This is a genomic window from Streptomyces sediminimaris (genome assembly GCF_047049295.1).
GTDB classification, from domain to species: Bacteria; Actinomycetota; Actinomycetes; order Streptomycetales; family Streptomycetaceae; genus Streptomyces; species Streptomyces sediminimaris.
In genome coordinates, this window is sequence record NZ_JBJWOT010000001.1 from 6,552,894 (window position 1) to 6,576,527 (window position 23,634).

A 23,634-nucleotide genomic window follows, 5' to 3' on the forward strand; every position below is an offset into this window, starting at 1 on the left:
CTGACTGTGCGTACGCCATGTACATCAGGTGAAACGACGGCGCCACATTGTGGAGGTGTGCCCTGCCGCCCCTCCTCCGCTACCCGACCGTCGACGAACTCGGCGCTCGGGCGGCAGCACTCGTGGCCCGCCGTCCCGCGGACGCTCGTCTGCGCCGCGTCGGCACCTCCCGGGCGGGCAACCCGATGTGGCTGCTTTCCGTCGGTCACGGCAGCCGTCAGGCCCTCGTCGTCGCCGGGCCGCACGCCAACGAACCCGTCGGCGGCGGCACCGTGCTGCGGCTGGCCGAACGCGCCCTGGCCGACCCGCGGTTCACCGAGGGCAGCGACGCCACCTGGAACCTGCTGCTCTCCCTCGACCCCGACGGACTGCGCCGCAACGAGGGCTGGCTGCCGGGCCCGTACGCGCTCGGCCGCTACTTCCGCAACTTCTTTCGGCCCGGCTTCCTCGAACAGCCCGAGTGGCTGCCCGACGGCGCGGCGGGCGCCGCGCTGCCCGAGACCCGCACGCTGCTGGAACTGCAGGACGAGCTGCGGCCCTTCCTCCAGTGCTCGCTGCACGGCGTCGACGTCGGCGGCGGTTTCGTCGAGCTCACCCACGACCTGCCCGGCCTCGCGAGGCGCGTCGCCCACGCCGCCACCCGCCTCGGCATCCCGCGCGAACTCGGCCCGTACGACACCCTGTACTGGCCGAGCCTGGGCCCCGCCGTCTACCGCATCCCGCCGCCGCGCATCGGTGACCTGGCCGCGGCCATCACCGAGGCCGCCGTCGAGTCGACCTGGTTCCACCCCTACCGGCACGGCACGGTGACCGCGGTCGTCGAGGCGCCCATGTGGGGCGTGGCGGCCGTGGAGGACGGCTCCCCGCCCGCCGACGTGGCCGCGGTGCTGCGCACCGTCAGCCACACGCTGCGCCGCGACACGCGGCTCCTGGAGGCGCTCCTCGCCCGGCTCAGGCCGCACCTGGCCCGCACGCCGGACGCGGCGGCCCTGCTCGCCCCGGTGGACGACTATTTACTGGTCTGCCCCGGAATCGCCGACGCCTGGGACCCCGACGTCGCCGACGGCGGCGCGCGCCCCCTGCCGCCGCTCAGCAACGGCCACCTGGCCGCCCTGCGCATCGCCGGGCGCCGCCTGGCGCTGCGCACGGCGGGGCTGCTGCACCAGCTCGTGACGGCCGCCGGCCGCGACCCCGCGGGCGTGCTGCCGGACCTGGACCGGCTCATCGACGAGTGGTGCACCGACTACCGCGACCGCATCGGCGCGCGCTGGATCCCGGTCGCGCGTCAGGTGGAGTACCAGTCGCGCGTGGTGTTCGCCGCGTTCGAACTCGCCCTGCGGTACGCGCCCACGTGCTCCCGTTCGGGTGAGCCGGGCTGGGGTTCCCAGGCCGCCGTGCCGATGCACCGGGAATGACGACCAGCACCACACAGGCGATCAGCAGCACGGCGAAAGCGGTACGAGGCGGCCTGCTCGCGGCCGCGCTCCTGCTCGCGGGCGCGGCCCCGGCGCAGGCGCTGTCCCACCACTTCCCGCCGGACAACTGGCTCTACCTCACCGTGACCAGGGGCGACGCCCGCTCCGGCGGCCACCACGACACCCTGCTGCTGTGCGACCCGCCCGCGGGCCACGCGCGGGCGGCCCAGGCGTGCGGCGAACTGGCGGCGGCCGACGGCGACATCTCCCGCATCCCGGCGAAGAACGCCTACTGCCCCATGATCTACGCGCCGGTGACCGTCCGCGCGCGCGGCGAGTGGCGCAACCGGAAGATCGACTACACCGAGACGTTCTCCAGCGCCTGCTTCATGAGGGCGCGGACCGGGTCGGTCTTCGCCCTCGACGGCTGACCCCGCCCCCGCGGCCCGTGCGCGAACCCGCGCGGCGTGCTCACGTCGCGCGGTCGCGCGCGTACCGCGCGGCCGTGACGACCGTACGGGACTGGTGCTCGACCTGGTGCTCCAGCGGCACCCAGCGGGCCCGGAAGCGTTCCGCGAAGCCCTCGCTCCAGGCCGCCACGAGCCGCTCCAGACCCGGTGCCCCGCGGTCGCCGTGCTCCCGCAGGACCCGTAGCAGCATGGCCGCCGCGCGCAGCGGCAGGCGGCGGCCGAACGCGTCCACACTGCTGACGTACGCCATCGTGTCGTCGGCGGGCGGCGTGTGGGTCCAGTCCGCGGCCAGGCCGGGAACCAGCTCCAGCACCCATCGGGTGGCCCGCAGCAGCGGCCCGCCGACGTCCTGCAGACGGGGCAGCGCCTCGGCGAGCACCCGGTCCACCTCGAAGGCGTCCCGCAGCAGCCGGCCGGCCGTCCGCCGTATCGCCGCGGCCGGCGCGGGATGCGGGGCCGGGTCGTCCACCAGGTCGCTCGCCCACATCGGCACCTCGACGACCGCCGTCAGGCCGCCGTGGCGGTGCGTGGCGTACCAGGTGCTGCGGCGCGCGTCGTCCGGCATGCTCGGGTACGCGGCGCCCGCGCCGAGGGCCGGCATCACATGCACCCCGGGGCCCGACGCCGCCCAGCCGGCGGCGTCGGAGGCGCCCGTCTCCACCGGGATGTGCAGCTGCGCCGCCGACTTGGCGAACGGCTCGGCGAGACCCGGTATGTCCTTGGTCAGCTGCACCCAGCTGCCGCCCAGGTCGGTTCCGTGCAGGGACACCTGGAGGTAGGGGCGCACCTCGTCGATGACCCCGGTCAGCGCGCGGGTCTCCGGCGGCAGGAGGTGCGCCGGCAGCACCGACGGCGACCACTCCGGCTGTTCCTCGGCGGCGGGCCGGAAGAACCCGAGGTGGTATTCGTAGAGGCTGCGCGGCGCCGGTGTGACGTGCAGGCTCGCTCCGTCGGGGTCCACGCAGAGCAGGAAGTGCCAGGAGGTGCCGGTGCGCAACTCCCGTTCCGCCAGAACCCGTTCGGCGAGCGAGAGGACCGTGCAGGCGCCGGTGGGCTCATTGGCGTGGGCGCCGGCGACGACGAGCACGGCCCGCGGGGCGTGGCCCACGGACAGCAGGTGCAGGGGGCGGCCCGCCCGGGAGGCCCCCACCTGCCTCAGTGCGCACAGACCGGGACTCTGGACGGCCAACGACCGTGCGCGTGCGACGAGTTCCGTCACGGTGGGGTAGCGCAGCTGCGGCAGGAGACCCACCCCCCGTCACGTCCGCCCGGCTTCGCCATCCGAAGTACCCCATGCTCGCGCCGAAGTGTCAATAACGCCTGGGGGGAGGCGCCAGGGGGCGCCCTGATGCATTGACCGCCGGCCGGGGTGAGCGAGGGAGCTCGCGGTGGGGCCCGGGCCGCAAGTCACCGGCCCGGGGGGACGGCCGGCGGGGACCGGCCGGAGACGACCGGCCGGAGGACGGGACGGCGGTGGGCCGGGGTCGGCGGCAGGAGGCTCCGGCGGTGCTCCGCGCGCGTGCGGTCCTCCTCCCGGCCGGGCCTCCGGGTCCCCGGTCCGCCGCGGCCGGCCGGACTACTCCGCGTCCTCCCGCTCCAGCAGCGCCACCGGCAGCCCCTCGAAGAGCTCCGCCACGCGTACGTGGCCCGTGAACCGGCGGCCCGGAGTGAGCGTGTCGGACCAGTGACCCGGTGGCAGCGGCAGCCGGGTGTCCCGCCAGCCGCCCGCCTCCGCCAGCCGCAGCGACAGCCGCGTCACGGCCGTGACGGCCTGCCCGGACCGCGCGAACGCCGTGCAGTGGGCCGCCGCCGGGCCCCGCGCAGGCAGCGGTGTGTACGTGGCCGCGTCCCCGAAGGCGCCCGGCCGCCGCGCGCGCAGCCGCAGCGCCGCCGAGGTCAGCGCGTCCTTGTCGCCGGGGTGCGCGGGCGGGAAGCCCACGGGCCGCCGGTTGTCCGGGTCCACCAGCGCCAGGTACTCGCCCTCGGTGCCCTGGTAGACGTCGGGCACGCCCGGCATCGTCAGCTGGACCAGGGCGGTTCCCAGCACGTTCGCCCGGATGTGGGTCCCCAGCGCGCGCCGCAGGGCGGTGACGTGCTCGCCCGGAGGCCCGCACGGCCCCGCCGCGACGAACGCGGCCACCGCCTCCTCGTACGCGGGCTCCTGCTCCGTCCAGCTCGTCAGCAGCCCCGCCTCGCGCACATGCTTCAGCAGGGCCTCCCGCACGCGCTCCGGGTCCGCGGGCCCGAGCCCGAACACGGTCTGCCAGGCCGCCCACGCCAGCTGTGCGTCCGGCACGCCCTCGCCCGCGCGCGTCACCTCCGTCAGGACGTCCGCCCAGCGCCCCGGGCACTCGGTGAGCACCGCCAGGGCCGCCCGTACGTCGGCACTGCGCTTGGTGTCGTGCGTCGAGGCGACCGTCCCCGTCACGGGCCAGTCGCGCTGCACGCGCGCGCAGTAGGTGTGGAAGTCCTCCGGCGGGAGCGCCGGGCTCCCCGGGTTGCCGCCCACCTCGTTGGCCGAGAGCAGCGGCACATAGCGGTAGAACGCGGTGTCCTCGACGGACTTGGCGCGCAGCGCCGACGCCGTCTGCGCGAAACGCGTCCGGAACTCCTCGTGCCCGGGTCCGTCGCCCGCCCGCCCGAGGACCAGGTCGCGCACCACGTCGACCGCGCCGGCCTCCTCCGGTACGACGAAGGCGAGCCGGGCCTCGGCCGCGGCGTCCTCCGTCACCACCGACGCGGCGTCCTCGGCGCCGTACGGCCGGTAGACCTCCAGACGGACCAGCAGCTCCCGCAGCGCCGTGCGCAGCGCCCAGGGGGCGCGGTCGCGCAGCGCGGGGTCCGGCGAGGCGGCGCACAGCCCGCTCGCCAGCCGGGTCAGCCGGCTGACCTCGGTGGCCAGCTCGTACGTGATCACCTTGTACGCCGCCCGCCGCACCGTCGCCGCCCAGTCGCCTCCCCGGTCCGTCTGCGGGGCCGCGAAGCGCCGGTACTGCCCGAGGAGTTCACCGGACCCCGCCGGGTCCGTGAAGAGGCCGTCGACGTGCCGCAGGGCGTCGTAGCCGGTGGTGCCCGCGACGGGCCAGGACGGCGGCAGGCGCTCCCCGTCGGCCAGGATCTTCTCCACGACCGTCCAGCGGCCCCCGGTCGCCTCGTGCAGGCGGCGCAGGTACGCGCCGGGGTCGGCGAGGCCGTCGGGATGGTCGACGCGCAGCCCGTCGATCACGCCCTCGCGCAGCAGCCGCAGGATCTTCGCGTGGGTGGCCTCGAAGACCTCCGGGTCCTCGACCCGCACGCCGATGAGTTCCGAGATGCTGAAGAAGCGCCGGTAATTCAGCTCGGTGCGGGCCAGCCGCCACCACGCCGGCCGGTAGTACTGCGCGTCCAGGAGCTGCGGCAGCGGCAGTCCCCCGGTGCCCTCGCGCAGCGGGAAGACGTGGTCGTGGTAGCGCAGCACGTCGCCGTCGACCCGCAGCTCGCCGATCACCGAGCCGAGCGGCCCCCCGAGCACCGGCAGCAGCATCCGCCCGTCCTGCGCCTCCCAGTCGATGTCGAACCAGCGCGCGTACGGCGAGTCGGGGCCCTCCCGCAGCACCTCCCACAGGGCGCGGTTGTGCCGCGGTGCCATGGCCATGTGGTTGGGCACGATGTCGGCCACCAGGCCGAGACCGTGCTCCCGCGCGGTGCGGGCCAGCGCGCGCAGCCCGTCCTCGCCCCCCAGCTCCTCGCGCACGCGCGCGGGGTCGACCACGTCGTAGCCGTGCGTGGAGCCCGGCACGGCCTCCAGCACGGGCGACAGGTGCAGGTGCGAGACGCCGAGCGAGGCCAGGTACGGCACGGCGGCCGCGGCGGCCGCGAACGGGAACGCCGGCTGCAGCTGCAGCCGGTAGGTGGCCGTGGGCGCCATGGGGTCGGGTCGCTCAGATGTCATGCAGACCTACGTACCCGCCCTGCCGCCCTTCCTGTCATCGTCCCCCGCACGGGTGTACGTCCCGCAGGCGCACCGGCCCGCCACGCGCGCGTGGCGGGCCGGTGCCTCGGGCCGGGTGACCGCCGTGGGGACCCGCACACCGCGGGCGTCGGCGGCCGAGGAGCTAGACGGGCCGCCGGAGCACCGTCATGCTCCGGTCCACCAGGGTCAGGCGGTCACCGGCCTGCACCTTCTGGTCCCCGTCCGGCAGCACCCCCTGCGTGCGGGCGGTGTCCACCACGGCCTGCCACTGCCGGCCGTGGTCGACGGGCACCACGAAGTCCAGCGGCTCGGGCGAGGCGTTGAACATCAGCAGGAACGAGTCGTCGCTGATCCGCTCCCCGCGCACGCCGGGCTCGGAGATCGCGTTGCCGTTGAGGAACACCGTCAGCGCGGAGGCCGGCGCCTTGTCCCAGTCCCGCTGCGTCATCTCCTTGCCCTCGGGGGTGAACCAGGCGATGTCCGACAGGTCGTCGTGCGTGCCCTCCACGGGCCGGCCGTGGAAGAAGCGGCGTCTGCGGAAGACCGGGTGGTCCTTGCGAAGCCACACCATCGCGCGCACGAAGTCGAGCAGCTCGCGCTCGGGCGAGCCCTCCTCCGCGTCGGGGGCCGGCCAGGTCACCCAGGCCAGCTCGTTGTCCTGGCAGTAGGCGTTGTTGTTGCCGCGCTGGCTGCGCGCGAACTCGTCGCCGTGGCTGATCATCGGCACGCCCTGGGAGAGCATCAGCGTGGCGAAGAAGTTGCGCATCTGGCGGGCCCGCAGCTCCAGCACCCCGGGGTCGTCGGTCTCGCCCTCCGCCCCGCAGTTCCAGGACCGGTTGTGGCTCTCGCCGTCCCGGTTGTCCTCGCCGTTGGCCTGGTTGTGCTTGTCGTTGTACGAGACGAGGTCGTGCAGCGTGAAGCCGTCGTGGCAGGTGACGAAGTTGATCGAGGCGAGCGGACGGCGGCCGTCGTCCTGGTAGAGGTCCGAGGAACCGGTCAGCCGGGAGGCGAACTCCGCGAGCGCGCGCTGCTCGCCGCGCCACAGGTCCCGTACGGTGTCGCGGTACTTGCCGTTCCACTCGGTCCACAGCGGCGGGAAGTTGCCCACCTGGTAGCCGCCCTCGCCGACGTCCCACGGCTCGGCGATCAGCTTCACCTGGGAGACCACCGGGTCCTGCTGCACCAGGTCGAAGAACGACGACAGCCGGTCCACCTCGTGGAACTGCCGGGCCAGCGTCGCCGCGAGGTCGAAGCGGAAGCCGTCGACGTGCATGTCCGTGACCCAGTACCGCAGCGAGTCCATGATCAGCTGAAGGACGTGCGGGGACCGCATGAGCAGGGAGTTCCCGGTGCCCGTGGTGTCCATGTAGTAACGGGGGTCGTCGGTGAGGCGGTAGTACTGGGGGTTGTCGATGCCCTTGAAGGACAGCGTCGGGCCGAGGTGGTTGCCCTCGGCGGTGTGGTTGTAGACGACGTCCAGGATGACCTCGATGCCGGCCTCGTGCAGGGCCCGCACCGCCGACTTGAACTCCAGGACCTGCTGGCCGCGGTCGCCCCAGGAGGCGTACGCGTTGTGCGGGGCGAAGAAGCCGATCGTGTTGTAGCCCCAGTAGTTGTTCAGGCCCATGTCGACCAGCCGGTGGTCGTTGACGAACTGGTGTACCGGCATCAGCTCCAGCGTGGTCACGCCGAGCTCCACCAGATGCTCGATGATCACCGGGTGCGCGAGCGCCGCGTAGGTGCCGCGCAGCTCCTCGGGCAGCCCCGGGTGCTGCATCGTGAGGCCCTTCACATGGGCCTCGTAGATCACCGTCTCGTGGTAGCCGCGGCGCGGCCGCCGGTCGTCGCCCCAGTCGAAGTAGGGGTTGACCACGACCGACGTCATGGTGTGGGGCGCCGAGTCGAGGTCGTTGCGCCTCTCGGGGGCGCCGAAGTGGTAGCCGTACACCTCCTCGCCCCAGCGGACGGAACCGCTGATCGCACGCGCGTACGGGTCGAGCAGCAGCTTCGCCGAATTGCAGCGCAGACCGCGCTCGGGGGCGTACGGACCGTGTACGCGGAAGCCGTAGCGCTGCCCCGGCATGATGCCGGGCACGTACGCGTGCCGTACGAACGCGTCGCTCTCGCGCAGTTCCACCGCCGTCTCCGAGCCGTCGTCGTGCAGCAGACACAGCTCTACTCGGTCCGCGGCCTCCGTGAAGACCGCGAAATTGGTGCCGGCGCCGTCGTACGTGGCACCGAGCGGATACGCCTCGCCAGGCCAGACCTGCATGCATCGACTCTTTCAGGTGGAGCGCGCCGTCGGGGGCGCCTTGGCGTCGAGTGTCCCCGAAAGTGAGGGAACCCCCTATGACTTATGTCCCTCTTACCGCTCGACCAGGCATACGCGGTATGCCGAACCGGTGGGGCGAACAGGTACTCCCGTGACCGAAGGGGAGCAGGGGGAAGAACAGGAGCGACTCGGCGCACCGCCATACGGGGTAGGTGGTGGCGGATGCGGCCGCTGTGACGGCTGTGATCGTTCTGCCGGGGGCGGGGGGCGCGGACGTGTCGGGAGGCGGCGGGGCGGCGGGGCGTCGGAGGCCGACGGTGAGGCGCCGCGGCCCCCGCCCGCCGGTCACGCTCCGGGCGGCGCCGAGCGGGACGGGGAGGTCCGGCGCGGCCCGTGCGCGCCGGGCCGGGACGGGCCGATGTGACCTTCTACCGGCCACCGGCACGACGCCCTCGTCACCGAGGACGTCGATCCGGACAGCGGGGAGCTCGACGAGACCGGGGTCCGGCACGGCCTCCAGCCGCCGCTCGGCCGCGCCGGGAGCGCCGGGGCGGCCGGGCTGCTGATCGCCGGTCCGCTCGGCGCGGGCCTGCGGGCGGACCGCGAGGACGTCACCGGCGAGGAGCCCACCGCGCCGGACCGGCAGCGGCCCGTGCCGGCGCAGCGGCAGGGCTTCTGGACCGCCCCGCGGGAGGTCACCGCTATGAATCCGCTCATTCCCGGCGCCCCCGCGGGCCAGAACGGCCACTGGGAGCCGCGTAGTTGAGCAACGACCCTGTCCATCCGGCTGCATCGCCGACCGGTCCCGGAGTACCCTTCCTTGATCGTTGGGACGGGGAGTGCTCGGGGGAGCGGAAGGCGGTGCGCGGGTGGGCTCGGGAGGGCGGGAGCTGCCCCCTGGTGACGAGGGTCACGAGGGGGACTCCACAGAGGTCCCGCCCGGCACGGTGTCCCTGGCCAGGCCCATGGCGGCGAACTCCATCGGGCCGGAGCTGGACTGGGACGCCGACGCCTGGCGCGAGGTGCGTACGCGCGCCCAGCGAGCGGGACGGGCCTACATATGGCTGAACCTCGTCGAACAGCGGATGCGCGCGGTCGTGGCCGCCGTTCTGCGGCCCGTCTACGAACCCGTCCACGGTGACGACTGGGTGGTCGCCGCGGCCGGACCGGCCGGCCAGGAGTGGGTGCAGCGGGCGGTCGCCGTGCGCGAGGTCAGCCGCCGCAAGGGCTACCTGCTCGACCCGGCCGACGACAACGTCCTCAGCTTCCTCACCCTCCCGCAGCTGCGGGAGCTGATGGTGCAGCACTGGCCGTGCTTCGAGCCGTACGTCGACGACCGCCGCGAGGTCGAACTCGCCCTCGACGAACTCGAGGTGACCCGTAACGTCGTCTCCCGCAACCGGGCGCTGTCCGAGGCCGTCCTGCACCAGGCCGAGCGGGCCTCGGCGAAGCTGCTGGACATGCTGGGCGCGGCCGGGGACGTGCCCTCGGCCCGCCGGCTGCCCGTGGACGCCGTGGAGGACCTGGTCGGTGACCGGTACGCCGACGTGGTCGCCGTGCACCCCGACCGGGTGCGGCTGCTGCGCCACTTCCCGGCCGAGGACATCTTCGGCGGCGCCCGCCGCCTCGACGCCGTCGGCATCGGACTCAACCTGCTCGTGCAGAACTTCTCCGGGCGGCGGCTCGTGCGGCTGGCCGAGGCGGGCTGCCGGGTGCGGCTGCTGTTCCTCAACCCGGCCTCCAGCGCGGTGAAGCGGCGCGAGCGTGAACTCGGCATGAAGCGCGGGGAGCTGAGCCGGTCCGTCGAGATGAACATCCTGCACATGCGCCGGGTGCGCTCCCGGCTGCGCGACCCGGGCGCCTTCGAGATCCAGGTCTACGACGAGACCCCGCGCTGCTCGGCCTACCTGGTCGACGGGGACGGCTCGGACGGCGTCGCCGTCGTGCAGTCCTATCTGCGGCGCTCGCGCGGCATGGAGGCACCGGTGCTGGTGCTGCGCAACGGCAACCGGGTGGTCAAGCCGGGCGATCTGGACAAGGGGGTCGACAGTGGACTCTTCCCCACCTACCGCGAGGAGTTCGAAATGACGTGGGCGGATTCGCGCCCCGTGTCCTGAACTGTCCCCGGCGGTAAGCGGAATGCGCTCCTCGGATTGTCAGTGGCGCATGGGAAGGTGGAGACCACTGGGGGAAAGCACCACCAAGAAGGGGGGCCGCCCATGGGCTGGCACCGGGAGCTGCTGATCGGCTTCGACCTGGAGACGACCGGCACCGATCCGCGTGAGGCGCGCATCGTCGCGGGGGCCGTGATCGAGGTCAGGGGCGGGCGGCCGCTTGGGCGCCGGGAGTGGCTGGCGGATCCGGGCGTGGTCATCCCGGCGGACGCGGTGGCGGTGCACGGGATCAGCAACGAACGCGCGGCCGCGGAGGGCCGCCCCGCCGACCAGGTGGCCGACGCCATCGCCGACGTCCTCGCCGGGTACTGGAAGACGGGCGTCCCGGTGGTGGCCTACAACGCCGCCTTCGACCTCAGCCTGCTCTCCGCCGAACTGCGGCGTCACCACCTGCCGTCGCTGCGGGAACGCCTGGGCGGCACCGACCCCGCCCCGGTCATCGACCCGTACTGCATCGACCGCCGGGTGGACCGCTACCGCCGCGGCAAGCGCAACCTCGAAGCCGTCTGCACGGAGTACGGCGTCCCCCTCGACGCCGCGCACAACGCCGCGGCGGACGCCCTCGCCGCGGCGGGCCTGGCCGGTGCGATAGCCGCCCGCCACAGCAAGATCGCGGCCCTCGGCCCGGCGGAACTGCACCGCCGCCAGATCGAGTGGTACGCCGAGTGGGCGGCGGACTTCCAGGACTTCCTGCGCCGCAAGGGCGACGCGACGGCGGTCGTCGACGGCACCTGGCCCCTGCGGGAGCTGACGGACGAGCCGGTGGTGTGAGCGGGTGAGCGGGTGAGCGGGCGGCGTCGGCGGCCCGTGTCCCCATGCGGCCGCGGGGCCCGCCGGGCGCTCCGCCCGTGCGCGGACCACCCGCTCGCCGGCCGTCACCGCTCACGCCGCCCCCGTGTGCTCAGAAGGAGAACCACCGCACCGTCTCGTCCCCGTCCCGCAACGACGCCACCCTCCGCCGGAACTCGGCCGACGCCCCGGGACTGCCCGGCGCGTGCTGGGCCACCCACGCGCAACTGGCCGTCTCCCGGGCCCCCCGCAGCAGGGAACACCCCTCCCACTCCCGCACGTCCCAGCCGTACGCCTCGGCGAACCCGTCGTAGGCCGCCGCGGGCAGCCCGTAGCGGTCCCGCGAAAGGACCATCACCACCAGGTCGTGCTCCCGCAGATCGCAGGAGAAGGTCTCCAGATCGACCAGCACCGGACCCTCCGGCCCGACGTGCACATTGCGCGGCAGCGCGTCCCCGTGGATCGGCCCCGGCGTCAGACGGGGCGTCAACGCGGCCGCGGCGGCGGCGAACCCGTCCCGGCGCTCACGCAGATACGCCGCGTCCGCCGGGTCGATCGCGTCCCCCGCGAGCCGCAGCCAGCGCTCCACCCCGCCGAGCAGCTCGCGCGGCGGCAACGGGAAGGGGGGTAGCGGCAGCGCGTGCACCACGCGCAGCAGTGCGGCCAGATCCCGCGGCTCGGCGTCCCGCACGGGATCCGGCAGGCGGTGCCACACCGTCACGGGGTGCCTGCCGACCAGCCGCGGCTCCGGCTCGGCCGCCCGCACCGCCGGCACGCCCGCCCCGGCCAGCCAGAGCGCAATGTCCAGTTCGCGGCGCGCCCGGTCCAGCAGCTCCGCGTCACGGCCCACCTTGACCACCAGGTCACCGGCGGCGAACACCGCGTTCTCGCCCAGGGCGAGCAGCCGCGCGTCACGCGCCGGGCCCGGCAGCACCCGCGCCGAGGCCAGTACCTCCCGCGCCCGTGCCTCGTCCATCGTCGCCTCCGTGTCGTCGCAGCCCTGCAGTGAGCGGCGGCCGGGACCACGCCGTGCCCCGGTCAGTCTCGCATCCGCACAGGTCGCACCCGGTGCGCGGGCTCCCGAGCCCAGAGACCGCGCGCCGGGCGCGGGTGAGGGCCCGTTGGCTCCCCTGTGACCAACGGGCCCTCGGCCGGAGAGGGGTCACACCCTGACGGGTTCGCCCTCGTCGTCCCGCACCGCGGGCGCCACCACGGCGTCCGCCGCCTCGTCGTGCGTCAGGTCCGGCAGCCGGCGCATCCACCTCGGCAGGTACCAGTTGCGCTCACCCAGCAGTGCCATCACCGCCGGGAGCAGCACGCCCCTGATGACGGTCGCGTCGATGAGCACCGCGGCCGCGAGGCCCACGCCCATCTGCTTCATGGACTGCATGGACAGCGTGCCGAAGATCGCGAAGACGGCGACCATGATGACCGCGGCGCTGGTGACGACACCGGCCGTGGTGACCACACCGTGCTGGATCGCGTCCCGCGTCGTACGGCCGCGCAGCCGCGCCTCGCGGATCCGCGAGACCACGAACACGTGGTAGTCCATGCTCAGCCCGAACAGGATCACGAACAGGAACAGCGGCAGCCAGGTGATGATCGCGCCGACGCCCGCCGCGCCCACCAGGGACGCGCCCCAGCCGTGCTGGAAGACGGCGACGAGGATGCCGTAGGCGGCGCCCACCGACAGCAGGTTGAGCAGGATCGAGGTGATCGCGACCGTCAGCGAGCGGAACGACAGCAGCATCAGCGCGAAGGCGAAGACCACGACGAACGCGAAGACCGGGACCACGGCTCCGGCGAGCTGGTCGTTGAAGTCCTGCGAACCGGCCACCTGCCCGGTGATCGGCGCCTGCACCCCGGCCACCTTGCCCAGGGTCGCGGGCCGTACCTCGTCGCGGAGCTTGTGCAGGCTGGCGCCGGCCTTGTCCAGGTCGGAGCCGCCGACCAGCGGGACGTAGACGTAGGCGATGTTCTGCGCGTCGTGCAGCTTGATCTCGACCGGGCCGCGCGAGGCGCCCGAACTGATCGCCCGCTCCTTGAAGTCGGCGAGCGCGGACCGCACCTCGGGGGCGTTGATGTCCTTCGCCTTGACGACCACCTCGGCCGGCTCGGAACCGCCCGGGAAGGCGTCGTTGACGCGGTTGTACGTCTGCACGATCGGCAGCGAGTTCCCGAACTCCTGGTCCAGTGTGAGGTTCTGAGTCTTCATGCCGACCGCGGGCGCCGCGATCGCGAGCAGCGCGCCGGCCGCGACCAGCACCGACACCAGCGGCTTCGCGAGCACCCCGCGCAGGACGGCGGTCCAGAACCGGCTCTTGCCGCCCGTGCGCTCGGCCCGGCGTTCCATGGCCTTGGCCAGGAAGGGGACCCTGCCCTTCTCGACCCGCTCGCCCAGCAGCGACAGCAGCGCGGGCAGCACCGTCACGGAGCCGACCATGGCGACCGCGACGACCATCAGCGAGGCGAGGCCCATGCCCTCGAACGTGGCGAGCCCCGTCAAGAGCATGCCCGCCATCGCCACGCAGACCGTGATGCCCGAGACGATGATCGCCCGGCCGCTGGTGGCGGCGGCGATCTGCAGCGCCGTCCGCGCGTCGCGTCCCGCGGCCCGCTCCTCGCGCTCGCGGCGCAGGTAGAACAGGCAGTAGTCGACCCCCACGGCCAGACCGACCAGCAGCATCACGGAGTTGGCGGTGTCGGTCATCGGCTGGAGGTGGCTGACGATGCCCATCAGGCCCATCGTCGCCATGATCGCGGTGATCGCGAGGGCGACCGGCAGCAGCGCGGCCACCAGTGCGCCGAAGGCGATGAGCAGGATCCCGAGGGCCACCGGCACCGCGGAGAGCTCGGCCTTCTGGAAGTCGTCCCCGAACGCGTCGTCGAACGTCTTCTGCATGCTCGCGCTGCCGATCTCCTCGATCCGCAGCGTCCGGTGGTCCTGCTGCACGCCGTCGACGGCCTTCAGCACGGGTGCCACGCGGTCGCCCGCGGTCTCGGCGTCGCCGCGCATGTCGAACTGCACCAGCGCGCTGCGCCCGTCCTTGGAGATCGTCCGCGTGACGTACGGCGACCTCACGTCGGTGACCTTGCCGGTCGCGTCGACCGCCTTCACGACGGCGCCGACGGCCGCCTTGAACTCGGCGTCGGTGGCCTTGGGTCCGCCGCTCCTCGCCTGGATCAGAACCGTCTCGCCGGCCGGCTCCTTGATCCCCGCGTCGTCGATGATCCTCGCGGCGGTGTGCGTCTCGCCCTTGAGCTGGTCGCTGTCCTTCAGGTCGACCCGGCCGGCGGCCGAACCGAGCCCCATGGCCAGCGCCACGAACAGCACCCAGATGCCGACGGCGGCCCATCGGTGCCGGGCGCTCCAGCCGCCGGCCCGGGCGGCCATGCCCCGCACCCGCGAATCTCCGTTCCCCATGACGGGCCTGCCCCCTCGTGCGCGGTGGCGACCCCCTGCCGCCACCTTTCGCTTCGACGGTATGGCCGGCGTAAGCGCGTCTCGTCGTGCTGCCCGGTGAAGTGGCGCGGCCGGAACTCATCCGCTCGGACCCGGTCGCCTCACCGCTGGGGAGGACACCGGCCCCTTACATCTATCCGGGCTACCCGAAGGTAATGATCAGGGTGCCCGGCCCCTGCCCCGCCCCTGCCCGGCCCGTGTCCGGTCCGTCGGCATCGCTCCTCCTTTGTGATTACAGAACTTTGTTGAACAAGTCACAGCTGCGTGTAGGTGTTGCTCCGGGCCCGGTCGTTCGGCCAGAGTTTCGCGCAGTCCGCCTGCGCGGAAACGGCCGTCGTGCCCGCCCCCACGGGGCACGACGGCCGTCCTAGGGTGTGCCCATGACGATGTATGCGGCGCTGCTGCGCGGGATCAACGTGGGCGGCGCGAAGAAGCTCCCGATGGCCGAGCTGCGGCAGCTGATGATCGGCCTCGGACACGGCGGCGTGCGCACCCACCTCCAGAGCGGCCAGGCCGTCTTCGCCTCCGACCACGGCGACGAGGAGTCCCTCGCGGCCGAGCTGGCGGACGCGATCGGGGAGCGCTTCGGCTTCTCGGTCGACGTGATCGTCCGCGACCACGCCTACCTCAGGGCGGTCGCCGAGGCCTGCCCCTTCCCGGCCGCCGAGCTGGAGGCCAGGCAGCTGCACGTCACCTATTTCTCCGCGCCGGTCGACGCGGCGCGCTTCGCGGAGATCGACCGGGAGACCTACCTGCCCGAGGAGTTCCGGCTCGGCGAGCGCGAGCTGTACCTCTACGTCCCGGACGGACTCGGCCGTTCCAGGCTCGCCGAGCACCTGTCGAAGCGCCGTCTCACCAAGGACCTGATCGCGACCACCCGCAACTGGAACACCGTGGTGAAGCTGGTCGAGCTCACGGCGGAGTGACCAGGCGCCAGGGCCGGCCCGCGGGCGCGGACCGCGAGGCGCCGTGCCGGTCGCCCGGGTCGCCGGGCCCGCCGTGACCGCCGAAGCCGCCCGGGCCGGGGAAGCCGCCCGGGCCGGGGAAGCCGTCGCGTTTCTTCAAGCGTCCCGGGCGGGGGCTTCCTAGCGTGGAGCGCATGACGTACGACGACCCCAGGCAACTGCACCCGTACATGCGCGAATGCGCCGCCGAGGCGGCGCGCGTCGCGCGCGGCGTCCCGGCGGACCGGCTCGGCGAGCCCACCCACTGCACCGGCTGGGACCTCCGCGCCCTGGTCAACCACTGGGTCCTCTACACCTCCCACGGCCTGGAGCACCGCGCCCTGCGCAGGCAGCTCCCCGAGGAGCTGACCGCCCGCGACTTCACCGCCGACCCCGACTGGCCCGCGGCCTACGCCGCCCAGCTGGACCGCGCCGTGGCGGCCTGGGCCGACCCGGCCGTGTGGGAGGGCGAGGTCGACCTCGGCGCGGCGAAGGTGCCCGCCCTCGACATCGCGTCGATGGTCATCAAGGAGACGGCCGTCCACGGCTGGGACGTCGCCACCGCCACCGGCCGACGCTTCCACGTCTCCGACGAGGCCGCCCGCTTCGTCCTCCACGTGGTCGAGAAGCACGGAGCCCTCTACCGGCAGTACGACGGCTTCGCCGACCCGGTACCGGTGCCCGACGACGCGCCCGTGTTCGACCGCGCGCTCGCCTCCAGCGGACGGGATCCAAAATTGGGCCACTGAAAAGGTCGCGGAATGGGTCGATGTTATGCACCATTGCGGCGCTAGCGTCGACGCCATGACGAGCACCCCGCCCACCCGTGTCGACTTCTGGTTCGACCCCGCCTGTCCCTTCGCCTGGATCACCTCCCGCTGGCTGCTGGAGGTCGAGCGGGACCGCCCGCTCGACCTCCGCTTCCACGCGATGAGTCTCCACCTGCACAACGTCGGCAACGAACTGCCCGACTGGTACCGGGAGCTGGTCGACAGGTCCGTCGGCCCCGTACGGGTCGCCGTGGCCGCCGCCGAACGGCACGGCGAGAAGGTCCTGCGCGAGCTCTACACCGCCTTCGGCAGCCGCATCCACGAGCGGAAGGAGGACGACTTCGACGCGGTGATCGCCAGCTCCCTCGCCGACCTGGGTCTCCCGGCCGGCCTCGCGGCGGCCGCCCACGACCCGTCGTACGACGACGCCGTACGCCGCAGCCACGAGGCGGGCGCTGAGCCGGAGTCGGGTGGCTATGTGGGGACACCCACGCTCCACGTCGACGGAACGGTGTGGTTCGGCCCGGTGCTGCGGGCCGTCCCCCGAGGCGCCCGCGCGGCCGAGCTCTTCGACGGCTTCCGCACGCTGGCCGCCTGCCCGGACTTCTTCGAGCTCAAGCGCACCCGCACGGGTGCGCTGCGCTTCGACTGAACGCTTCCCCGGCGCCCTTCAGGCGCTGCGGGCCACTGCCCGGCCGGTCCGTCCCGCGGGGCTCAGGCTCCCACGGCCGCCGGTGCCGGTGTCCGCGCCCCGTCGTACCGGTCCAGCACCACCCGCGCCACCTCCGGCGCCGCCCCGAGCACGTCGGCCAGCACGTCCGCCCCGCCCGCGCCCCGCACGATGCGGTCCGGCAGGAAGCCGGGGGCCAGGACGTACGGCGCGACCGCGACCTTCGCGCAGCCCATTGCGCGAAGGTCGCGGACCACGTCCTCCGTGCGGGGGAAACCCGCGGGAGAACCCGCGGAGGCGAACGCAGGCCGCACGGCGCACCAACCGGTGTGCCGCCACTCCCGCGCGATGTCTGCGATCACTGCGATCGCCTCCGGGTCGGTGGACCCCGCCGAGGCCAGGACGACCCCGGTCGAGGACTTGTCGGCGGGGCTCAGCCCCGCCTCGTACAGACGTCGTTCGAGGGCGGTCAGCAGCAGCGGCGCGGGGCCCAGCACGTCCGCCCGGCGGACACGCAGCCGCGGCGGCGCCTCCCGCAGGACCGCGGGGATGTCGGCCTTCGCGTGGAAGGCGCGCGTCAGCAGCAGCGGGAGCGCCACCACGTCGCGGACGCCCTCCGCCGCCAGCGACTCCAGCACCCCGTGCACGGACGGGACGCTGAAGTCCAGGAAGCCGGTCTCCACGCGCAGCCCCGGCCGCAGCGACCGTACGCGACGGACCAGGGCCCGCACGCTCGCGGCGTGCCGCGGGTCGCGGCTGCCGTGGGCGACCACGACGAGGACGGGGCGGACCGGCCGCACAGGACGCATGGCGATCAGCCCTTCACCAGCAGGCCGCGGCTGCGCAGCACCCACCGCTCCAGGGGACTGAAGATCAGCAGGTCGATGGCGATGCCGACGAACAGGATGAGCAGGATGGCCTCGAACACCATGGCCATGTCGGCGGCGGTGCGGGCGTTCTCCAGCAACTGGCCGAGGCCCACACCCAGATCGGGGAAGCTCGCGATGATCTCCGCCGCCATCAGTGAGCGCCAGGAGAACGCCCAGCCCTGCTTCATGCCGGCCACGTAACCGGGCAGCGCAGCGGGCAGGGTGACGTGCCAGGTGCCCTTCAGCCCGCTCGCGCCCATCGTGCGGCCCGCCCGCAGGAACAGCGGCGGGACCTGGTCGACGCCGGACACCAGGCCGTTGGCGATGGACGGGACCGCGCCGAGCAGGATCACGGCGTACATCATCGAGTTGTCCAGGCCCAGCCAGATCACGGCCGGCGGCACCCAGGCCACCGACGGCAGCGACTGCAGGCCGGACAGGATCGGCCCGATGGCCGCGCGGACGAACGTCACCCGTGCCACCAGCAGACCCAGCGGGGTGCCGATGAGCAGCGCGAGGCAGAAGCCCAGCAGACCGCGCGAGACGCTGGTCCAGATGTAGCCGAGCAGCGTGCCCTCGAGCCACGAGCGGTGCAGGGCCTGCCAGACGTCGCCCGGCGACGGCAGCCTGGTCGGGTCGTCGACGACCTCGAAGGTGATCAGCCCCTGCCAGACCGCCAGGACCACGACGACGGCGATGAGCGGCGGCAGGACCCTGGTGCGGAGCGTCTGGCGCAGGGGGGCACGGCCGGTGGCCGTGGTCTCCAGCGCGTCGAGGCCCGCCTCGACACTTCCGGCGTCGTGCGCGGCGGTACTTCCGGCGTCGTGCGCGGCGGTCGTGTCAGTGCTGGCCATGACGGCGGATCTCCCTGCGCAGAACATCGGTGATCTCGAGAGACAGCTCGGCCACGGGCGCGTCCTCGATACGGCGCGGCTGCGGGATGCCGACCCTCCACTCGCGGGCGATCCGGCCCGGGCGGGAGGACAGCAGGACGACCCGCTGGGCCAGCCGCACCGCCTCGCGCACGTTGTGCGTCACGAACAGGACCGAGAGCCCGGTCTCCGCCCAGATGCGGGTCAGCTCGTCGTGCAGCACGTCCCGCGTGATGGCGTCCAGTGCCGCGAAGGGCTCGTCCATCAGCAGCAGGTTGCTCTCCTGGGCGAGCGCGCGGGCCATCGCCACACGCTGGCGCATCCCGCCCGACAGCTCGTGGACGCGCTTGCCGTGCGCGCCCTTCAGCCGGACCAGCGCCAGCAGTTCCTCCGCCCTGCCGCGCCGCTCCGGCCGGGGAACTCCCCTGAGCTTGAGGGCGAGTTCGATGTTCTTGCCCGCGGTCAGCCACGGGAAGAGGGCGTGCTCCTGGAACATCAGCGCCGGGCGCCCGTCGGTCGTGATGCGGCCGGCGCTCGGCCGGTCCAGGCCCGCCACCAGGTTCAGCAGCGTGGACTTGCCGCAGCCCGAGGCACCCAGGAGGGTGACGAACTCGCCCGGTGCGACATCGATGCTGATGTCGTCCAGGACCGGTTGCCGCCCGCCCGGAGTCGCGAAGGACTTCGAGACGTGCTCGATGCGCGCCGCGTACTCGACCGCCTCGCCGGCCTGGGCGGTCTCGCCGGCCTCGGCGGGAGTCGTGGTCGTGGCCATGGTCGTCACCTCCTGGGAAGTCGTCGGGATCTGCGTCAGCTGGTGCCGAGACCGGCGTCGCCGACCGTGCTCGCGCCGTCGGCATCGAGGACCTTGTTGAGGATCGTGAGGTCGTAGATCCCCTTCAGGTCGGGCTTTTCCAGCAGACCGGCCCTGACCGCGTGCTCCGCCTCGGTGCCGAGGGTGGAGGCGAGCGGGTCGTCGGTGAACCGGATGGACGTCCAGGCCCGGTCGAGGACGGCGGCCGGCAGTGCCGCGCCGGAGTCCTCGGCCAGTTGCCTGTTCGCCGCGGTCCTCGCCTCGTCCGGATGCGCGTTGATCCACTTGTTGGCCGCGACGGAACCCCTCAGCACGGCCTCGACTGCCTTCGGGTGCTGCTTCAGGAACCTCTGCGACACGACGATGTTGGTGATCACGAACTTCCCGTCCGGCCACAGCGACGATTCGTCGAGCAGCACCCTGCCGCCCTCGGCGACCAGCCGCGACGCGGTCGGCTCCGGCACCCAGGCGCCGTCGACGGAGCCGGACCGGAAGGCGTCCGGGGTGATCCTGTTGTCCGTGCGGACGACCGTGACGTCGCCCTTGCCGCTCTGCGCGTCGACCTTCCAGCCCCTGCCCGCGGCCCAGTCGAGGAACGCCACGTCCTGCGTGTTGCCGAGCTGCGGGGTGGCGATCCGCTTGCCCCTGACGTCGTCCAGGGACTTGATCTTCTCCGGGTCGACCACCAGCTTCACGCCGCCGGACGCCGAACCGCCGATGATCCGCAGGCTCTTGCCGCCCGACTTGACGTAGCCGTTGACGGCGGGGGAGGGGCCGATCCACCCGATGTCCAGGGAGCCCGAGTCGAGTGCCTCGATCTCGGAGGGGCCGGCGTTGAAGACGGCGGGCCTGACCCTGGTGGCGCCCAGCTCCTTCTGGAAGAAGCCCTTTTCCATCCCCACCAGCGCGGTGGCGTGGGTCAGGTTGCCGAAGTACCCGATCCTGACCGAGTCGAGGCCGTCGGTCTTCTCGGCCCCGGCCGCGATCTTCGCGGTGTCGTCGGTTCTGGCCTGGGAGCCGTAGCCGCAGGCGGCCAGGGCCAGGAGGGGCAGGGCGGCCACGACCGCGAGCACGCGGCGCGGGACGGTGGTTGCAGGCACGGGAGGTGGTCCTCTCGCCAGGCCCGGCGGTCACGGCCCGTCAGGTCGTGGCCGGGAGATCGGCAGGTTTGCGTCTACGACGGCGGGGGGTGAGGGCGCGCGTGCGGTGCGCGTACGTCAGCGCACACATCGCGGCACTCCGCCCTGCCCGCTGCCGAGAGCACCGCTGCCGACGCGGCCGCCCTCCTTCGCGAACGTGGAGTAGTAGTCCTGGGAGTCCATGTCAGAAGTCCCAGCCGTCGTCGTCGGAGGCGTCCTCGACGGGCTCGGGGGACGCGAACGACTCGCCGACCATCCCGGCGGTGAGCGTGGTGCCGTCGCTGGGATCGATCAGGATGAAGGAGCCGGTGCGGCGCGAGTCGGCGTAGGAGTCGACCGGCAGCGGCTCGGCGGTGCGGATCTTCACCCGGCCGATGTCGTTGGCGACGAGCTGTCCCGGGTGCGGGTGCAGCGACAGGTCGGCCAGGGTCAGCCGGGACGGGATGTCCTTCACGATCGCCTTGACGGTGCGGGTGCCGTGCTTGAGCAGCACCCGGTGGCCGACGGTCAGCGCCGCGTCGGCGACGTGGCAGACCGTCGCCTCGACGTCCTGCGTGGTCGCCGGGGCGTCCTTGCTGGGCACGATCAGGTCGCCGCGCGAGATGTCGATGTCGTCCTCCAGCAGGAGCGTCACCGACTGGGTGGTCCAGGCGGCGTCGACCGGCTCGCCGAGCAGGTCGATCCCGGAGATCCGCGACGCGCGGCCGGACGGCAGCACCGTGACCGGCTCGCCGACGCGGAACGAACCGGCGGCGATCTGGCCCGCGTAGCCCCGGTAGTCGGGGTGCTCGGCGCTCTGCGGCCGGATCACGTACTGCACCGGCAGCCGCGCGTGGCAGTGGCTCAGATCGTGGCTGACCGGGACGGTCTCCAGGTGCTCCAGGACGGTCGGGCCGCCGTACCAGTCCATGGTGGCGGAGGGCTCCACGACGTTGTCGCCGGCGAGGGCGGAGATCGGGATGGCGGTGACCTCGGGCACGCCCAGCTCGGTCGCGTACGCCGTGAACTCCTCGGCGATCGCGGCGAAGACGGGCTCCCGGTAGCCGACCAGGTCCATCTTGTTGACGGCCAGGACGACGTGCGGCACGCGCAGCAGGGCCGCGATCGCGGCGTGGCGGCGGGTCTGTTCGACCACGCCGTTGCGGGCGTCGACGAGGATCACGGTCAGTTCGGCGGTGGAGGCGCCGGTGACCATGTTGCGGGTGTACTGCACGTGGCCGGGGGTGTCGGCGAGGATGAAGCGCCGTCTGGGGGTGGCGAAGTAGCGGTAGGCGACGTCGATGGTGATGCCCTGCTCGCGCTCGGCGCGCAGGCCGTCGGTCAGCAGTGCCAGGTCGGGGGTCTCCTGGCCGCGGTTGCGGGAGGCGTGTTCGACGGCTTCCAGCTGGTCGGCGAGGACCGACTTGGAGTCGTGCAGCAGCCGGCCCACCAGGGTCGACTTGCCGTCGTCGACGGAGCCGGCGGTGGCGAAGCGCAGCAGGGTGGTGGCCGGGAGTTCCTCGGTCGAGATCGTGCTCATGCTTAGAAGTACCCCTCGCGCTTGCGGTCCTCCATGGCGGCCTCGGAGAGCTTGTCGTCGGCGCGTGTCGCGCCGCGTTCGGTCAGCCGGGAGGCGGCGATCTCGGCGATCACCTTGTCGATGGTGTCGGCGTCGGAGTCGACGGCGCCGGTGCAGGACATGTCGCCGACGGTGCGGTAGCGCACCTGCCGCTTCTCGACGCTCTCGCCGTCCTTCGGGCCGCCCCACTCGCCGGCCGTCAGCCACATGCCGTTGCGGTCGAACACCTCGCGCTCGTGCGCGTAGTAGATCTGGGGGAGTTCGATGTCCTCGCGGGCGATGTACTGCCAGACGTCGAGTTCGGTCCAGTTGGAGAGGGGGAAGACCCGGACGTGTTCGCCGGGGGCGTGCCGGCCGTTGTAGAGGTTCCACAGTTCGGGGCGCTGGCGGCGGGGGTCCCACTGGGAGAACTCGTCGCGCAGGGAGAAGACGCGTTCCTTGGCGCGGGCTTTTTCCTCGTCGCGTCGTCCGCCGCCGAAGACGGCGTCGAACTTCTCGTTCTGGATCTTCTCGGTCAGGGGCAGGGTCTGCAGGGGGTTGCGGGTGCCGTCGGGGCGTTCGCGCAGTATTCCCCGGTCGATGTAGTCCTGGACGGAGGCGATGTGCAGGCGCAGGCCGTGGCGTTGGACGACGCGGTCGCGGTAGGCGAGGACTTCGGGGAAGTTGTGTCCGGTGTCCACGTGCAGCAGGGCGAAGGGCACGGGGGCGGGGGCGAAGGCCTTCAGTGCCAGGTGCAGCATGAGGATGGAGTCCTTGCCGCCGGAGAAGAGGATCACCGGCCGCTCGAACTCACCGGCCACCTCGCGGAAGATGTGCACCGCCTCCGACTCCAGGGCGTCCAGGTGCGAGAGGGCGTACGGGGAGCCCGTGCCCTCCTCGACGGTGGCGACGGTCGTCATGCCAGTCCCCTTTCGGTGAGCAGCGCGTGGACCGCGGCCGCGGATTCCTGGACGGTCTGGTGCTGCGACTCGATGCGCAGGTCGGGCGACTCGGGCTCCTCGTAGGGGTCGTCGACCCCGGTCAGCCCGCTCAGTTCGCCCGCGGCCTGCTTGGCGTAGAGGCCCTTCACGTCACGCACGGAGCACACCTCGACCGGGGTCGCGACGTGCACCTCGAGGTACGGCGCCCCGCTCCTGTGGTGGCGCTTGCGCACGGCCTCACGGCTGTCGGCGTACGGTGCGATCACCGGGACGAGGGCCGTGACGCCGTTGCGGGCGAGCAGGTCGGCGAGGAAGCCGATGCGCTGCACGTTGGTGTGCCGGTCCTCGCGGGTGAAGCCGAGGCCCGCCGAGACGAACTCGCGGATCTCGTCGCCGTCGAGCACCTCGACGAGGTGGCCCTCCTCGCGCAGCCGGCCCGCCAGCTCGTACGCGATGGTGGTCTTGCCGGCACTCGGCAGACCCGTGAGCCAGACGGTGGCTCCGGTCGTCACGTGTGTCTCCTGATTCGTAGAGGTCACGGTCATG

At 73.0% G+C, this 23,634-nt stretch carries 19 protein-coding genes; 7 read left to right on the forward strand and 12 right to left on the reverse strand.

Annotation, left to right across the window (positions count from 1 at the left end; genetic code table 11):
- Positions 1 to 47 precede the first annotated feature (47 nt).
- Together ACJ9NR_RS30125 and ACJ9NR_RS30130 are read left to right on the forward strand one after the other, a co-directional pair.
- Positions 48 to 1,415 (forward strand): M14 family zinc carboxypeptidase, encoded by a 1,368-nt coding sequence (locus ACJ9NR_RS30125; RefSeq protein WP_412491587.1) that lies wholly within the window; start codon positions 48 to 50, stop codon positions 1,413 to 1,415.
- Entirely contained in the window at positions 1,412 to 1,846 is a 435-nt protein-coding gene (locus ACJ9NR_RS30130) for an SSI family serine proteinase inhibitor (protein WP_412491586.1), read from the forward strand. The genes ACJ9NR_RS30125 and ACJ9NR_RS30130 overlap by 4 nt, the downstream gene beginning before the upstream one ends.
- Before the next feature lie 40 nt (positions 1,847 to 1,886).
- Here ACJ9NR_RS30130 and ACJ9NR_RS30135 read toward each other — a convergent pair whose 3' ends face one another.
- The 3 genes from ACJ9NR_RS30135 to glgX form a co-directional block, all read right to left on the reverse strand.
- A complete protein-coding gene (locus tag ACJ9NR_RS30135) occupies positions 1,887 to 3,137 on the reverse strand; it encodes a M14 family zinc carboxypeptidase (RefSeq protein WP_412491585.1) in 1,251 nt (416 codons plus the stop codon).
- 324 nt (positions 3,138 to 3,461) lie between these two features.
- The gene (treY, locus tag ACJ9NR_RS30140; RefSeq protein WP_412491584.1) at positions 3,462 to 5,816 is read right to left on the reverse strand and encodes a malto-oligosyltrehalose synthase; all 2,355 of its coding nucleotides are present in this window, start codon (positions 5,814 to 5,816) and stop codon (positions 3,462 to 3,464) included.
- Between the two features lie 163 nt (positions 5,817 to 5,979).
- Positions 5,980 to 8,109 (reverse strand): glycogen debranching protein GlgX, encoded by a 2,130-nt coding sequence (glgX, locus tag ACJ9NR_RS30145; protein WP_412491583.1) that lies wholly within the window; start codon positions 8,107 to 8,109, stop codon positions 5,980 to 5,982.
- Positions 8,110 to 8,978: 869 nt separating this feature from the next.
- On the opposite strand from glgX, the gene ACJ9NR_RS30150 reads away from it, so the two are divergent.
- Together ACJ9NR_RS30150 and ACJ9NR_RS30155 are read left to right on the forward strand one after the other, a co-directional pair.
- On the forward strand, positions 8,979 to 10,226 hold the full coding sequence (locus tag ACJ9NR_RS30150) for a DUF5919 domain-containing protein (RefSeq protein ID WP_412491582.1): 1,248 nt from the start codon (positions 8,979 to 8,981) through the stop codon (positions 10,224 to 10,226).
- A gap of 102 nt (positions 10,227 to 10,328) precedes the next feature.
- Positions 10,329 to 11,054, forward strand: a complete 726-nt coding sequence (locus tag ACJ9NR_RS30155) for a 3'-5' exonuclease (protein ID WP_412491581.1) — start codon at positions 10,329 to 10,331, stop codon at positions 11,052 to 11,054.
- Positions 11,055 to 11,184: 130 nt separating this feature from the next.
- Here the strand turns inward: ACJ9NR_RS30155 and ACJ9NR_RS30160 are convergent, their stop codons facing one another.
- Both ACJ9NR_RS30160 and ACJ9NR_RS30165 read right to left on the reverse strand, forming a co-directional pair.
- Complete coding sequence (locus ACJ9NR_RS30160) at positions 11,185 to 12,048, reverse strand: phosphotransferase (RefSeq protein WP_412491580.1); 864 nt, start codon at positions 12,046 to 12,048, stop codon at positions 11,185 to 11,187.
- Positions 12,049 to 12,234: 186 nt separating this feature from the next.
- On the reverse strand, positions 12,235 to 14,496 hold the full coding sequence (locus ACJ9NR_RS30165) for an MMPL family transporter (RefSeq protein WP_412491579.1): 2,262 nt from the start codon (positions 14,494 to 14,496) through the stop codon (positions 12,235 to 12,237).
- A gap of 419 nt (positions 14,497 to 14,915) precedes the next feature.
- Here ACJ9NR_RS30165 and ACJ9NR_RS30170 point away from each other — a divergent pair, with 419 nt between their 5' ends.
- The 3 genes from ACJ9NR_RS30170 (at position 14,916) to ACJ9NR_RS30180 (ending at position 16,901) form a co-directional block, all read left to right on the forward strand.
- Positions 14,916 to 15,461, forward strand: a complete 546-nt coding sequence (locus ACJ9NR_RS30170; protein WP_412491578.1) for a DUF1697 domain-containing protein — start codon at positions 14,916 to 14,918, stop codon at positions 15,459 to 15,461.
- Positions 15,462 to 15,634: 173 nt separating this feature from the next.
- Positions 15,635 to 16,228, forward strand: coding sequence for a TIGR03086 family metal-binding protein (locus ACJ9NR_RS30175; protein WP_412491577.1), 594 nt, complete (start codon positions 15,635 to 15,637; stop codon positions 16,226 to 16,228).
- A 55-nt stretch (positions 16,229 to 16,283) separates the two neighbouring features.
- Positions 16,284 to 16,901, forward strand: coding sequence for a mycothiol-dependent nitroreductase Rv2466c family protein (locus ACJ9NR_RS30180; RefSeq protein WP_412491576.1), 618 nt, complete (start codon positions 16,284 to 16,286; stop codon positions 16,899 to 16,901).
- Between the two features lie 62 nt (positions 16,902 to 16,963).
- On the opposite strand, the gene ACJ9NR_RS30185 is transcribed toward ACJ9NR_RS30180, so the two are convergent.
- The 7 genes from ACJ9NR_RS30185 to cysC all read right to left on the reverse strand — a co-directional run bounded on the left by ACJ9NR_RS30185 (position 16,964) and on the right by cysC (position 23,633).
- Positions 16,964 to 17,728, reverse strand: coding sequence for a sirohydrochlorin chelatase (locus ACJ9NR_RS30185; RefSeq protein WP_412512744.1), 765 nt, complete (start codon positions 17,726 to 17,728; stop codon positions 16,964 to 16,966).
- A 5-nt stretch (positions 17,729 to 17,733) separates the two neighbouring features.
- Positions 17,734 to 18,642 (reverse strand): ABC transporter permease, encoded by a 909-nt coding sequence (locus tag ACJ9NR_RS30190; RefSeq protein WP_412491574.1) that lies wholly within the window; start codon positions 18,640 to 18,642, stop codon positions 17,734 to 17,736.
- Positions 18,629 to 19,432 carry an ABC transporter ATP-binding protein gene (locus tag ACJ9NR_RS30195; RefSeq protein ID WP_412491573.1) on the reverse strand — a complete coding sequence of 268 codons (804 nt, stop codon included), beginning with the start codon at positions 19,430 to 19,432 and terminating at the stop codon, positions 18,629 to 18,631. Before ACJ9NR_RS30195 ends, ACJ9NR_RS30190 begins: the two co-directional genes overlap by 14 nt.
- 35 nt (positions 19,433 to 19,467) lie before the next feature.
- A complete protein-coding gene (locus ACJ9NR_RS30200) occupies positions 19,468 to 20,571 on the reverse strand; it encodes an aliphatic sulfonate ABC transporter substrate-binding protein (RefSeq protein WP_412491572.1) in 1,104 nt (367 codons plus the stop codon).
- 223 nt (positions 20,572 to 20,794) lie between these two features.
- Positions 20,795 to 22,129 carry a sulfate adenylyltransferase subunit 1 gene (locus ACJ9NR_RS30205; protein WP_412491571.1) on the reverse strand — a complete coding sequence of 445 codons (1,335 nt, stop codon included), beginning with the start codon at positions 22,127 to 22,129 and terminating at the stop codon, positions 20,795 to 20,797.
- 2 nt (positions 22,130 to 22,131) lie between these two features.
- Positions 22,132 to 23,067: a sulfate adenylyltransferase subunit CysD gene (cysD, locus tag ACJ9NR_RS30210; protein WP_412512745.1), complete on the reverse strand. Its 936-nt coding sequence runs from the start codon at positions 23,065 to 23,067 to the stop codon at positions 22,132 to 22,134.
- On the reverse strand, positions 23,064 to 23,633 hold the full coding sequence (cysC, locus tag ACJ9NR_RS30215; RefSeq protein ID WP_412491569.1) for an adenylyl-sulfate kinase: 570 nt from the start codon (positions 23,631 to 23,633) through the stop codon (positions 23,064 to 23,066). Before cysC ends, cysD begins: the two co-directional genes overlap by 4 nt.
- Position 23,634: the final 1 nt, after the last annotated feature.

What these genes read in the sequence shown, in the direction of transcription:
- ACJ9NR_RS30130 (WP_412491586.1), top strand. Translation starts at nt 1,412, where the DNA reads ATGACGACCAGCACCACACAGGCGATCAGCAGCACGGCGAAAGCGGTA.
- treY (WP_412491584.1), bottom strand. Translation starts at nt 5,816, where the DNA reads ATGACATCTGAGCGACCCGACCCCATGGCGCCCACGGCCACCTACCGG.
- glgX (WP_412491583.1), bottom strand. Translation starts at nt 8,109, where the DNA reads ATGCAGGTCTGGCCTGGCGAGGCGTATCCGCTCGGTGCCACGTACGAC.
- ACJ9NR_RS30155 (WP_412491581.1), top strand. Translation starts at nt 10,329, where the DNA reads ATGGGCTGGCACCGGGAGCTGCTGATCGGCTTCGACCTGGAGACGACC.
- ACJ9NR_RS30160 (WP_412491580.1), bottom strand. Translation starts at nt 12,048, where the DNA reads ATGGACGAGGCACGGGCGCGGGAGGTACTGGCCTCGGCGCGGGTGCTG.
- ACJ9NR_RS30165 (WP_412491579.1), bottom strand. Translation starts at nt 14,496, where the DNA reads ATGGGGAACGGAGATTCGCGGGTGCGGGGCATGGCCGCCCGGGCCGGC.
- ACJ9NR_RS30170 (WP_412491578.1), top strand. Translation starts at nt 14,916, where the DNA reads ATGACGATGTATGCGGCGCTGCTGCGCGGGATCAACGTGGGCGGCGCG.
- ACJ9NR_RS30175 (WP_412491577.1), top strand. Translation starts at nt 15,635, where the DNA reads ATGACGTACGACGACCCCAGGCAACTGCACCCGTACATGCGCGAATGC.
- ACJ9NR_RS30180 (WP_412491576.1), top strand. Translation starts at nt 16,284, where the DNA reads ATGACGAGCACCCCGCCCACCCGTGTCGACTTCTGGTTCGACCCCGCC.
- ACJ9NR_RS30185 (WP_412512744.1), bottom strand. Translation starts at nt 17,728, where the DNA reads ATGCGTCCTGTGCGGCCGGTCCGCCCCGTCCTCGTCGTGGTCGCCCAC.
- ACJ9NR_RS30190 (WP_412491574.1), bottom strand. Translation starts at nt 18,642, where the DNA reads ATGGCCAGCACTGACACGACCGCCGCGCACGACGCCGGAAGTACCGCC.
- ACJ9NR_RS30195 (WP_412491573.1), bottom strand. Translation starts at nt 19,432, where the DNA reads ATGGCCACGACCACGACTCCCGCCGAGGCCGGCGAGACCGCCCAGGCC.
- ACJ9NR_RS30205 (WP_412491571.1), bottom strand. Translation starts at nt 22,129, where the DNA reads ATGAGCACGATCTCGACCGAGGAACTCCCGGCCACCACCCTGCTGCGC.
- cysD (WP_412512745.1), bottom strand. Translation starts at nt 23,067, where the DNA reads ATGACGACCGTCGCCACCGTCGAGGAGGGCACGGGCTCCCCGTACGCC.
- cysC (WP_412491569.1), bottom strand. Translation starts at nt 23,633, where the DNA reads ATGACCGTGACCTCTACGAATCAGGAGACACACGTGACGACCGGAGCC.